Consider the following 12,674-nt stretch of genomic DNA (forward strand, 5'->3'; position numbering starts at 1 on the left):
GGCATCTTGCTTGTTATTTCACTTCACTACCCGGCTTCACTTCTTTTTCAGGAGTGATTACAGCCAGTTTGCCATCGAAATTCTCGGCTGACAGTATCATACCTTCGGAAACGATACCTTTCAATTTACGGGGAGCCAGGTTGGCTATAAAGCAAACCTGCTTGCCTACCAGTTCTTCAGGAGCATAATGCTGGGCGATACCGGAAACAATCGTACGTTTCTCTAAACCGTCGTCGATACGGAATTGAAGCAATTTGTCGGCTTTCGGAACTTTTGTACATTCCAGAATAGTTCCCACACGGATATCCAACTTTGTGAAATCATCGAATGAGATATTTTCACGGACAGGTTTTGCCTTGTAGTTGGCTTCTTCGTTTGCCTTTTTGGTATCCAAAAGCTTCTGAACCTGCGTTTCAATTACACTATCCTCTATCTTTTCGAACAGAAGTTCGGATTTACCCAGTTGATGACCAGCTTCCAGCAAATCGGTTGCCCCTAAACGGTTCCAGCCTAAAGGTTCTACATTCAGCATTTTATTCAGTTTTTCCATGCTAAAAGGAAGGAACGGTTCGAATGCGATTGCAAGATTCGCCGTAATCTGCAAAGCTATATTCATAATAGTAGCGACACGAGCCATATCGGTTTTCGCCAATTTCCAAGGTTCAGTATCAGCCAGATATTTATTACCGATACGCGCCAGGTTCATCGCTTCTTTTTGAGCGTCACGAAAATGGAATGTATCGAGCAAACGTTCTACATCAGCTTTTACATCTGCAAAGTCGGTCAATGTCTGACGGTCGTAATCCGTCAGTTCACCGGCTGCAGGTACTTTCCCTTCAAAATATTTATCGGTAAGAACCAGGGCTCGGTTGACAAAGTTGCCCAAGATGGCTACTAATTCATTGTTATTGCGAGCCTGAAAATCTTTCCATGTAAAATCGTTATCCTTTGTTTCCGGGGCGTTAGCTGTCAGGACATAACGAAGTACATCCTGCTTACCCGGCATATCCACCAGATATTCGTTCAACCATACAGCCCAGTTACGGGAAGTAGAGATTTTGTCTCCTTCCAGATTCAGGAACTCATTTGCCGGAACATTCTCCGGCAGATTATAAGAACCTTCAGCTTTCAGCATAGCCGGAAATACGATACAATGGAATACTATATTGTCTTTGCCTATGAAATGAATCATTTTGGTTTCAGGGTCTTTCCACCATTTTTCCCAACTATCGGGTAATAATTCCTTCGTGTTGGAAATATAACCGATAGGCGCGTCAAACCAGACATAGAGAACTTTCCCTTCTGCTCCTTCTACCGGAACAGGAATACCCCAATCCAAATCACGGCTTACCGCCCGCGGTTGCAATCCCATATCCAGCCAACTCTTACATTGTCCGTACACGTTCGGTTTCCACTCCTTATGTCCTTCCAAAATCCATTCTCGAAGAAACGGTTCCCATTTATCAAGAGGAAGATACCAATGTTTGGTTTCTTTCATGACAGGCTTACTCCCGCTTATAGCCGATTTCGGGTCTATCAGGTCCGTCGGACTCAGAGAGGTGCCACAGGCCTCGCATTGGTCACCATAAGCCTTTTCATTGCCGCAATGGGGACAAGTTCCGGTGATATAACGGTCAGCCAGAAATTGTTTTGCTTCCTCATCGTAGTATTGTTCGCTCGTTTTTTCGACAAATTCGCCTTTATCATAGAGAGTACGGAAGAAATCCGAAGCCATCTGATGGTGCGTAAGAGAAGTGGTACGGGAATAGATATCGAATGTGATTCCGAATTCTTCAAAAGATTTCTTGATGATACCATGATAACGGTCTACCACATCTTGCGGAGTAATCCCCTCTTTTTTTGCTCTCAGCGTAATAGGCACTCCATGTTCGTCCGAACCGCCGATCATCAAAACCTCTTCCCCTTTCAGGCGAAGATAGCGGGCATAAATATCGGCAGGCACATATACTCCGGCCAGGTGACCGATATGTACCGGTCCGTTAGCATACGGTAACGCTGTAGTTATCAGCGTTCTCTTAAATTGTTTTTCCATACCTTGTGTTCTCTTTTGAGGCACAAAGGTATGGAAAATATTGTAAATAACTATTCGTATATCAGCTCAAAATCGTCAATCCAGAGCGTGCTGCCTTCACCTCCGGTAAAATAGTCTCCGTATTTACTTGCGGAAGCCACAATAAGAATATACTTCGGCTTACGTGTCAGAGAACGATAATCCAATTTGAGTTTGAATTCAGTCCAGTTACTGACAGTCTTATCTACTATCATCTCCTGATAAGCAATGATATGGGAATCGTTTTTGTCGAAAAGCTGACGCGCAGATTTCATTGTTCGAATTCGTACCGGAGCATCCCAATCGCCTAACGCTATATAAATATGGGCTTTGTCATTCATTCCTTTTTGAGCGTCTTCAATCGGATCGTCTGCCGATACACGGGTAATGGGAGTAGAAGTGTATTTAAACCAACCTTTTAAAGTGGTTGGTCGAACAGTAAAAGGACGTCCGAAATCCAAAATTCCATCACTACTGTTCGTATCCAAATCTACAAATTTTCCGGTAAAGATATTTCCGGCAGCAAATTTGATTACGACCCATTCCGAACCTAACCGGGCAGAACGTCTCCCCCCATGTACAACGGTTTCATCATAATTTGTTACATTTTTGCCTATCACGGCAGCACCGCCATTACCGGAATCCCAGAACATATCTCCTCCTTCGGCATAAATCATCCAAGCTTTTCCATCTTTCCACCAATCTTCAAAACCCGGATTAGGCAACTGGGAGACAGGGTCCGTCGTAAATGTACGGATATCGTTTACCTGCGAGCCGACCGTAGCTTGGTATTCATAAACCGTAGAAGGAGAAAGATGCCGCATTACTGCAGTAAAACTCCCATTTGAAAACTCTATTTCATCATCGAAAACCCGGTCCCATTCTTCTTCCCCTTGTTTACGATATTTGATATCAATTGCTGTTCCTTCAGCAGCATCACCAACCAAATAGGCGCGTTTAGACCAGGCAGACAGAGTGATTGAAGAACCCGTAAAATGAACTACACTCACCGTCCATTCTTCTGTCTCGCCAAAAGCCGTGACTTTAAATTTTAAAGGACGACGAAAATCTGTTATCCGCATAGGTTCCGGTTCCGTTTTTGCTATAGAAGACCCTAATACAAACTCTTCAACAGATAAACGACTTAAATCTGTTTTCTCTTCCACATAAATAATCACCTGTTTATTCTGCTCGTCGACAAGCGGGATGCCTACCTGCACATCTTGCCCGTCAGCGCCTTTTAGCTTAAAGCTTCTCTGAATATTCCGTTTAGCCGTAATTTGCCAGATATAATCCTGATAAGTGCTTAAAACAAAGTGTACCGGAGAAGACAAGTCTATATGCGTATTGGCTCCGGTAGCCAAACTGTCCAAAGATGCAAATCCGGTATCCGGAAAATGATTATAATCTTTACAAGCCAATGTATCCGGAGTAATTTTAACATCTTCGGATACAAGCAATTTTGTAATCCTGACATCACGCAAATCAGTTGTATCGTCAACCAATATCACAACTTCCCTGGTCTCTTTATTTATTGAAGCAGAAATAAAACCATCGGTTTCAATCTCTTTTATCTCTCCTTTTATAACCGGATAAGGAATATCATTTTCTATACATCCGGCCAATAGGTTGATGATAAACAGATAAATTATATATTTTTTATATCGCATCATCAATTATAAATAGAAAGTAATACCTAAACTGATAGACAATAGATTTATCTGAAAATTCGCACCACTGCTTGTCCTTTTACCTGTTTCCACCTGGTTAGTTTTCTGGTCATACCATTTAAAATCCAGTCCTAAAACGTCGACACATGCCTCTACAGCCGTAAAGTCGTTGATAAAGCAGGTAATCCCCGGTGCCAGACCAAAATTCAGATTCTGCTTAATCTGATGCGTCCCTTTCAAATCATCCCCTTTGCCATCTTCTACTTTACTTTGTCCGTAGCCATAAGTTACGCGTGCTTCATTGAACAAGCCAAATCGTTTGCTGTCCCCCAAGTTCAGATAGGTACGGACAAAAAATGAACCGGACACGGTATGAGACCTATCTTTGTAATCAGATAAATCAAAATTAAGGTCATCCCCCAAATCTAAAGACAGATTTCCTAAATCCGTCAAACTGCGGGAATAAGCGACACGTCCGCCGATTGCGACATTATCACGGATAAAATAACTGACAATCGGAGATACTTTAAAAGTATATCCCACACTGTTCACTTCGTCCAAGACCAACCATTTAAAGTTATCATCCGTATGTTCAGAATAAGAGAATGATGCTCCACACATCCATTGCCCTTTCGGAATGAATGTTTTCTGTTCTATACCACGGTCAAATTTCTCCCCTCTTGCCATTGCCGGTACACTACATGCCAGCAAAAGCATCACCAATATATGCTTCATTGTTTGTTATTTGTTCGTATTAGCCGGTGTCAGTTCTTCCAAGAAAGTACCGATAAAAGAATTTTCATTATAATCAAAACCTAATTCATAATCATCGATATAAAGGACACTACTTTCACTCCCTGCAAAATAATCGCCATACTTACTGGCAGATGACACGATTAATATATATTGAGGAATACGCGTCAAATCACGATATTTTATATCAATATTAAACTGAACATAATCATCTTTTGATTTGATTGAATTAGAAGTAGTCGTACCTGTCTCAAATTTGCCGTAAGCAATGATTTCTTTATTATTTTCTGAGAAGTCGATAAATGTCTCCGGTTTGTTTGTATTAATCTGATAGGGAGCAGACTTGTCCAACAATGCGATATAAATACTGCATGTATCAGGTTGCCCCACAGACAAATTGGAATTACCTTTATAATCTATCGGGCCGGTTGTATAATGATAATAACCTGTAAGTTTTGTCGGTCTGAGATTTACTGAAACTTTCTGACCAAAATTCAAAATACCCCCCATTCCTGAAACATCTACAAAATTACCGGTAAACAAACTTGCCGCAGCAAATTGCCCCAAAGAACCAAAGCCAACAAAAACAGAAGCTAATTTTGCGGCATATTGACCACCGTGAGCTATCGTTGTTTTTGATGTCGGGTTTTTAGTCCCAATCGTATTGGCACCCCTATTCCCGGAATCCCAGAAAACAGGTTCACCTTCCAAATTGGCCATCGCACTTTTCCCATCTGAATATGTAGTCCAATCGTCAAATCCCAAATTCGGAATAAAAGGTTTACCACTCGTATCCGAATTCACAAAACCAGTAGTAAATTGAACTTCATTACCATAAACAGTAACTCCAGCCGGACTTACTCCTACCGCACGATACAGGTAAGCAGTACAGGGCTTCAAACCAACAATCAAACTCGAAAAAGCTTCCCCTTTCTTTATCGAATCAAAGGAGACTTCATTCCAATCTTCTGCCGACAATTCCTTATATTGGAAACCTAAACCGTTTTCATACTCAGTACTTCCCTTTAATACTGCAAATGTAGCCCACAAACTTTCAACATCGGCAGTAATAACATCTCTATTGGGTTTTGCCTCATACGTCAACGTTATCGTTTGTTCCTGATGCTTTTTATCCATTACACAGAATGTAAACTGATGTTTTTGGATAGCATCTTCATCGGAAAGCAATTTACCGCTCATGGCACTCAAATCGAGAGTCAATTCCGTTGCCGAAACATCCGGTAACGGGAATTCCATTGTTTCCAATTTAGCACGGTCATCGGCCGTAAGCTTCACAAAATCAAAATCATACAGGCCTTGTTCATTCAACTGTTTGGAACGGACAGACATCGTAAAGGTTTCTATACCTGCTTTTACTTTCAATGTCAAGCCATTAGGTGCTCCGACGCCCGCTTTCATACTCAATGTATAATTCTCGTCAAACCCTTCCAAACTAAATTCCGGAACCTTCAAATTATCCAAATCCTCCACTTCAATCGGAATTCGGACAAAGACAGTATCCGCCGTCTCATCTACCGTTATATCAAAATTTCCACCTGCAACTCCTTCCTTATCAGGGACATCCTCTCCCAAAGAGAATTTTAAGTTATAATGACAACGTTCTTTTATATCCGGAAAAACACGTTTTAATTCGAATTTCTGTCCGTCCTTATTGACTAGGTTCAATAAAGCAGTTAGCTTTTCCGCAGCAAAAAAACCTCCGCGTGTTTCTCCTTTTTCATATCTCAGAGAACCGGAACTATTACTTACGGTAGTACTATAATCAGGAAAATACTCCTTAAACTGGTTTGTATAATCGACCGTCACTTTCGTATTCGCTATTTTACATACGACTTTCACAACACTTACTTCATTCGCCACAATCTGAAATTCTTCCTTCCCATAAAAATAAGGAGTCTCCCATACTGCAGAATCAGCCTGACCTGAAGTTATTACAACCTGATAAGCACCGGCATCGAGCAATATATCCTCCTTCATTGCCGTACTATCATAACCCGGAATAAATTTCACCGTATCTTCAGCTTCGTCCAAAATCAATACGTTCAAATTAATCTCATAGGCCTTTGTTTGTAACGCGACATTATTTTCTATATCCAGAAACAGATAACCCTTATTCCCTTTCGCTCCCGCATGTTCATCATCGCATGAATAAAAGCAAGCAACGAGTATCGATAATATACCATAAACAAACTGTTTCATATTCTGCATCTTTTATTTAACCACTAAAGTCAATGTTGCTTTAGCAGATTTACCATCCACATCCTTTACTTCTATATTGAACTTATGCGTACCTGATATTTCAGACAGTATCGGCATAAAACCTGTAATATCGAACGTAATTGTTGTTTTCTGTCCTTCAACAGGCAATGTCATCGTCGAGAATAAATTCTTTTGGATTTCCGTTAAATTCAACATGTCAAAACGAGAACCGCCAACTGCCGGCAATAAAGGAGCCAATGTGGGCGAATCAATATTTACAATTAACGATTTCAAACCAGCCGGGGCCGTAATGGCGACTTTTACCTTCGAATTGGCATCTACCGTAAACGCCCCCGTAATATCAGCAGGGATAATCCCCTTAATAGTCGGCTTGGTATTTATGGTTCCTCCCCCTTCACCGGAACCACTATCCGAGCTACCTCCTCCATCTGCCGGAATAAAATTGGATGGAATTTCAATCGTATAATCACGTTCCACCAATTTCACATCCACTTTAATAACAGGACGCTCCACGCTACCGCCTTCTTCATCCGTACCCGGTCCCGGCTCAGGCTCCGGAGTTGGATCGACAACCCCGATTGAATCCGAAGGAATAGAAGGTATCGTATCAGGCACTACATCAAGGACAACAAGTATATTATTGTAGTCCTTAACTGTCGGATTTTCAAATAAATCACATTGATAATTTACATCCAAACCTTTTTTCGTCGTCGCATGCAAAATAAAATTCAGATTATCGGTCGTTTTAAAATAGGGTATTTTCGTATCTCCGGCATGTGAAGTCAGAACTCCTAGACCATTGGTCATTACAATATCATAATCTGACTCAAAACGTTCCAAAAACTCATCGGAAAAAACGACTGTCACTTTTTTATTTTCCAAGACACAAGGTGTCACGACATCTGCAACTTCTTTCGGATTTACTACACACAATTGTATACCTTGGTAATATGGCTTATCATATGCGGCAATTTCCAATTCGCCTTTTGCTGCTACCACCTGATAATTTCCGGCAGGAAGCAATAATTCATCAATATCGGCATAAGAATCATAACGACGCACAGCTTTACCCTCTTCATTCAATATTTCTACTGAAAAGTCATTTACATCTAAAGTCTCATCAGAAGCTTTAGTATTAGCAGAGGTAGACACTTCCTTTTGAGGATCCAGCTTCAAGGCCAATAATCCCATTTGTTCCGAGGAAATTGTATTTTCATTTTTTTCGGGGGCTTTTACTCCACCTGTCAAATCCTGCTTCATTTCACAAGATGAAAAGGCAAGTAGCAATCCAATCGATAAATAAACTATACTAATATACTTTTTCATTGTCTATTACGTATTTAGAAAGACACTTTTACAGCGGGTTTTTCCCCATCAAATGTTATAATATAATACTCGCCTATCGACGGATTTCCATTTCCATTCTTGACATAATAAGTCCGTGTAGGATAAGGCTCACCGGCATTTTTAGGTTGTACTGTAACTGTCAGTTTAATTGACTCCCCTATCCGGTCAAAATAGATAATTTGTCCTTTATTTTCCCGGGTATAAGTCACTTTCCCATTTTGCCCGTTTTCAACAATAATCGAATAATTATCGCTGAAAAGATAATTAAAGTTATCCGACATACGGATATCAACTCCCACGTTACTAAACTTACAGACTAACTTATCAACCGTGGTAACTGTTTTATCTTCAATTTCAAAATTTTGTTCAGCCATAAAATAAGGTTTATCATATACACCGTTTTCAGGTTCGCACGAATAGACATAAACTTTGTACGAACCGACAGGAAGGACAACCATCGGACGTTCCCCATCCAGCATTTCCTGATAAGAAGTATATTTTTTTACAGTTTCCCCCGTAATACGGTTTATGATTTCCACTTGGAAAGTAGTAACATCCATATCGAAGCTTTTCGTACGAATGACTGTTATTTCCGAACTATCCTCAACCGCGACAGTACGGAGATTCAGCCCGCCACATCCTTCAGGCAATGCTGTATCATCCATATCTTTTTGACACGAAGCTACCAGCATACAAAAAAGGCTGAACAACAAGATTGATATGTTATATTTCATTTTCATATTTTATTCGTAAATTAATTCGACGTCATCGATGTAAAGTTGGCTACCTTCGAAATACTTATATGTATTATTATGGTGTCCAAAATATTTATCCAAATAGTCATTCGCATTTTCACTCAAGCTACCTCCTATATCTTCATATTTAGAAGAAGACAAAAACTCTAAATAGAAATGGGTTGCTTTCAAATTCATATATTTAGAATCATACTTTATCTCAAAGCTTTCATCGACATAGCTATTAGTGACCATAGTTCCAATATATTCACTATAACCAATTCTAATAGAAGAATCTCCTTCTCTATGTTCAGCAACTGCACGAATTTTAAAAGAATTATCTTCCCCATATGATACATACTTATACGCAAATTTCACTCCTGATGGTCTTGAAGTAAAAGGTATTCCATAATCATAAGTTTCTTCATTATTCTTGTGATTATAACTATAATCACCTAAAAACAATTTCCCTACAGAAAAATGCTTTATGACTGTAGCCAATCCTAAAACTTTATAAGAGTTTCCAGATCCATTATCCCAGCCCACACTACGAAGTAAAACACCATTTCCTTCTTTACCTGATGTCTTAACCGTAGAAGGACGCAAATTCCAAGTTGATAAAACATTCGGAGAACCTCCAAATGTTTTATCATTCACAGTTGACCATCCTTTTGGTTGATTCGCTGTAACTGTATATTTTTTACTCCATAGAAAAACATCAGCACCACTATATAAAGATTTATTCCAATCCTCTTCCCAATTATCCATCCCACCATTTTCCAACATTTTTGCATCTTCTGTTACAAAGGAAAATTCTTGATTTCTATTTCTTTCATTCTCATAAACAGCTCGCACCATATAATTCGCACTTGGTGTAAGCCCTTTCAACGTATCAATCACCACTGTTCCCTCTTTGACGCGAGCATCAGCAGACACATCCACCCAGCTATCTCCTTCCTTCTTCTGGAACTTCAACTTTGTGGAAAGGCCCACTTTTACATCAGCCCTGAGGATTGCTCGCTTAGCAAACACATCACCTTCATTTTCCGCCATTACGAATTCGAACACTGGTATTTTGACCAAGATAGTATTAGTCAGAGTCGTACTCATCAAAGATTCCGAGCCTTCTTTCGCATCAACTGTAATACTCAATTCATAAGGTTGGTCACTGTCTGATAAAGCATTTAATTTTTGAGTAAACTCCTTCGATATAGTTAATACACCTTTTGTATCAGCATCACTCAATACCAGTTCAGCACCGAATGCTGCCAACTGTTCAGTCGTATATTTCGTTTCCTCTCCGACAGCATCTTTCAGTGAGACAGTCACCTCCTTGATACCCCCTTCAGCTTCCAGCTTGACAACCAAATCTTGATTCAAAGACTCCCCTTCAACAACCCCGTTAACCGGCCATTCCGTTTCCGGTTTTATTTTCGGAGACGCATAAAAACGTTTCACAAATAAGCGGACAGTATCCGTATAGTTCGTTACCGGTAAATTATCTTTAATAAAGAATATAAATTCATATTCCTTATCTTCGCCAATATAAGGCAGACGTTTGAATGCTTCTTCAAGTTGCAAAGCTGCATTCTTTTTATAATTGAAAAGAGAACTGCCGCCCCAATCGAAACCGGCATTCACAGCAGCTACCGCCCCTGCAGAATTCGCAATATCATATTTGACCGTATCTTCAGAACCCGCTATCGTCTGCCAGATATGGAAACTACCGATACCCGAAGGAACGCCAAACGCAAGATAAGGAGGAACATCCAGCCCATCACCCGAAATAGCAACATGGTCGCCATTTTCAAAATCCTGCGCTTTCAGTGTCGGTTTATCAAAAGGTTTCCACATAAAATCAGGAATCGTATCATTCAATTCGACTTCCTCCATCGTATCATCCAATACAACAGATAAAGCAAGGCCATCGCCGGTCTTTCCGTCCGTCGTGAATTTTAATGTAATTGATTCTTTCGGCAGGATAGTAATTGCAGGGTTGGTAACCGTATAAACTTTAGCCTCCGTCCAACCGTTCCGTTTTAAAGAGATAGCCACATTCAAAGCCGTTCCATCCCTATCCGTCTCCAGATAAGCATAGCGTGTTTCTTCTTTCGAGATAAGAAAAGGAGAATCCAGATAAGAAGTTTTCAGCATCACGGTATAATTGGTATATGCTTTCAGGAAATCCTCGCTATATTCGGTTTTTACACGTGCGTTAGCCATCGTACAAGTCACTTCCAAGGGCGTTTTCATGCCCTCTTTAATCGTAAATTCCCTGCTTCCCTCAAAATAAGGATTATCAAATGCAGCCGGGATGTTTTCTCCTTTGAAAGCTTTCAAGGTATAATTACCTTCTTTCACAGCCAACTCATTTGGGAAATCCCGATACAAAAAGCTTTCAAGCGTATCCTCCTCTTGAATGATACGGATTGCATAGTTCTCCACTTCCTGAAAACTATCAAACTCACCAATCGCTTTAGTAGTCAGAGTTCCTCCCCTAATACCCGTCGTATCCGCGGACAGGCTTAAACTTAAACTTCCCTTGCGTTGAGTCTCACTCAAACGGTCGGAATCGCAAGAAAAAAGTCCTGCAGTCCACGACAGGACACAAACAAAAATTATCATAGCCTTCACCAGACCATACCTCAATTCACATTTTTTCATCTATACAGCGAATAGTTCTATTTTCGTCTTAACTTACTCTCAATCAAAAATCACTAAACAATTTGATAATATTGCTCTCCCTTTAAATATATCTTGACCCAAAAAAACGCTGCAAATTAACGGTAAACGCAAAAAAAGTACAAGGTCTATTTATACGATCACGTGTCCTCTTTTTTAGATTCTCAACAAATTACAGCAATGAAACGCATTGAAACACATAGGATAATGTTTTTTTTCACAACGCGAGTGTCCCATACTTAAGATAACCGGTATCCCTTTTACAAAAATCTACTTATCTTTGCGAGCATCACAATTTTTGAAAGATGGAGAATGATATACCTAAAATAGACTTACCCGGAGACTGGGTAATCGGAACAGACTTGAGCCGGGAGATACTGAGTTTGTACACCAATTTTCCCTGCCGGTTGAAGGCGGAAATATTCGTACTTTGCATGCAAGGGGAAATTGAAGCTTCTATCAATCTGGCACATATACAGGTCAAACCGTTCGACTTTGTCACAATTCTGCCGGGGAGTATTTTTCAGATACATAAGGTGAAAGGAGATTTGAAGATTTATTTTATGGGATTTTCTTCCGGCTTTATCAGCTATGTCAATATAGCGAAATCATCTATGGACCTTGCTTATTCCATCCGGGAAAGACCGGTTATTTCTTTTGATGAAAGGGCGGCACAACTATTAGAGGACTATTTCTCCTTATTAATAAAGACATACGGTTTTTGCGGGGATAAACTAAATAAAAAAGTGACAGAGCACCTGTTTTCCGGTATACATCTCGCTATAGGAGCAATGTATAAAGACAAAACTTATAACAACGAGAAAATTCTGTCGAAAAGCCAACAGATTAGTAAAGATTTCGGGCAGCTCGTCATGCAAAACTATCACAAGGAACGGAATGTTTCCTGGTATGCCCAAAAATTAGGTATCACACACGCCCATCTTTGCACGACCGTTAAACAGGTGACAGGGCAAACTTGTATCGAAATTATTTCGGCAATGGTTATTATGGATGCCAAAGCACAACTAAAATCGACCGACCTTTCCATACATGACATCGCTTATTCGTTGAATTTCACAAATATGTCATTCTTCGGGAAATACTTTAAACGGCATGTCGGCGTCGGACCACAAGAATATAGAAATAGCTAAATTCTATATTCTACAAAAACCAAGG

General features: G+C 40.1%; 8 protein-coding genes. 1 reads left to right on the forward strand and 7 read right to left on the reverse strand.

Annotated elements, in window-relative coordinates:
- Positions 1 to 13 precede the first annotated feature (13 nt).
- Genes metG through DW103_RS05105 form a run of 7 tightly spaced genes read right to left on the reverse strand, consistent with a single transcriptional unit; the run spans position 14 to position 11,480 of the window.
- Positions 14 to 2,053: a methionine--tRNA ligase gene (gene metG, locus DW103_RS05075; protein ID WP_122274585.1), complete on the reverse strand. Its 2,040-nt coding sequence runs from the start codon at positions 2,051 to 2,053 to the stop codon at positions 14 to 16.
- Positions 2,054 to 2,103: 50 nt separating this feature from the next.
- Positions 2,104 to 3,744 (reverse strand): PCMD domain-containing protein, encoded by a 1,641-nt coding sequence (locus DW103_RS05080; protein WP_122274586.1) that lies wholly within the window; start codon positions 3,742 to 3,744, stop codon positions 2,104 to 2,106.
- Positions 3,745 to 3,747: 3 nt separating this feature from the next.
- Entirely contained in the window at positions 3,748 to 4,476 is a 729-nt protein-coding gene (locus tag DW103_RS05085) for an outer membrane beta-barrel protein (protein ID WP_122274587.1), read from the reverse strand.
- A gap of 6 nt (positions 4,477 to 4,482) precedes the next feature.
- Positions 4,483 to 6,714 carry a DUF4493 domain-containing protein gene (locus DW103_RS05090; protein ID WP_158576670.1) on the reverse strand — a complete coding sequence of 744 codons (2,232 nt, stop codon included), beginning with the start codon at positions 6,712 to 6,714 and terminating at the stop codon, positions 4,483 to 4,485.
- Positions 6,715 to 6,726: 12 nt separating this feature from the next.
- A complete protein-coding gene (locus tag DW103_RS05095; protein WP_122274589.1) occupies positions 6,727 to 8,061 on the reverse strand; it encodes a DUF4493 domain-containing protein in 1,335 nt (444 codons plus the stop codon).
- Positions 8,062 to 8,075: 14 nt separating this feature from the next.
- Positions 8,076 to 8,822, reverse strand: coding sequence for a DUF4493 domain-containing protein (locus DW103_RS05100; RefSeq protein ID WP_122274590.1), 747 nt, complete (start codon positions 8,820 to 8,822; stop codon positions 8,076 to 8,078).
- 3 nt (positions 8,823 to 8,825) lie between these two features.
- Positions 8,826 to 11,480: a DUF4493 domain-containing protein gene (locus DW103_RS05105; RefSeq protein WP_122274591.1), complete on the reverse strand. Its 2,655-nt coding sequence runs from the start codon at positions 11,478 to 11,480 to the stop codon at positions 8,826 to 8,828.
- A 323-nt stretch (positions 11,481 to 11,803) separates the two neighbouring features.
- Here DW103_RS05105 and DW103_RS05110 point away from each other — a divergent pair, with 323 nt between their 5' ends.
- Positions 11,804 to 12,649: an AraC family transcriptional regulator gene (locus DW103_RS05110; protein ID WP_122274592.1), complete on the forward strand. Its 846-nt coding sequence runs from the start codon at positions 11,804 to 11,806 to the stop codon at positions 12,647 to 12,649.
- Positions 12,650 to 12,674: the final 25 nt, after the last annotated feature.

Source organism: Parabacteroides sp. AM08-6, from assembly GCF_003473295.1.
Lineage (GTDB): Bacteria > Bacteroidota > Bacteroidia > Bacteroidales > Tannerellaceae > Parabacteroides.

Bases quoted from the DNA above. Each gene is read 5' to 3' on its own strand.
- metG (WP_122274585.1), bottom strand. From the start codon at position 2,053: ATGGAAAAACAATTTAAGAGAACGCTGATAACTACAGCGTTACCGTAT.
- DW103_RS05080 (WP_122274586.1), bottom strand. From the start codon at position 3,744: ATGATGCGATATAAAAAATATATAATTTATCTGTTTATCATCAACCTA.
- DW103_RS05085 (WP_122274587.1), bottom strand. From the start codon at position 4,476: ATGAAGCATATATTGGTGATGCTTTTGCTGGCATGTAGTGTACCGGCA.
- DW103_RS05090 (WP_158576670.1), bottom strand. From the start codon at position 6,714: ATGAAACAGTTTGTTTATGGTATATTATCGATACTCGTTGCTTGCTTT.
- DW103_RS05095 (WP_122274589.1), bottom strand. From the start codon at position 8,061: ATGAAAAAGTATATTAGTATAGTTTATTTATCGATTGGATTGCTACTT.
- DW103_RS05100 (WP_122274590.1), bottom strand. From the start codon at position 8,822: ATGAAAATGAAATATAACATATCAATCTTGTTGTTCAGCCTTTTTTGT.
- DW103_RS05105 (WP_122274591.1), bottom strand. From the start codon at position 11,480: ATGAAAAAATGTGAATTGAGGTATGGTCTGGTGAAGGCTATGATAATT.
- DW103_RS05110 (WP_122274592.1), top strand. From the start codon at position 11,804: ATGGAGAATGATATACCTAAAATAGACTTACCCGGAGACTGGGTAATC.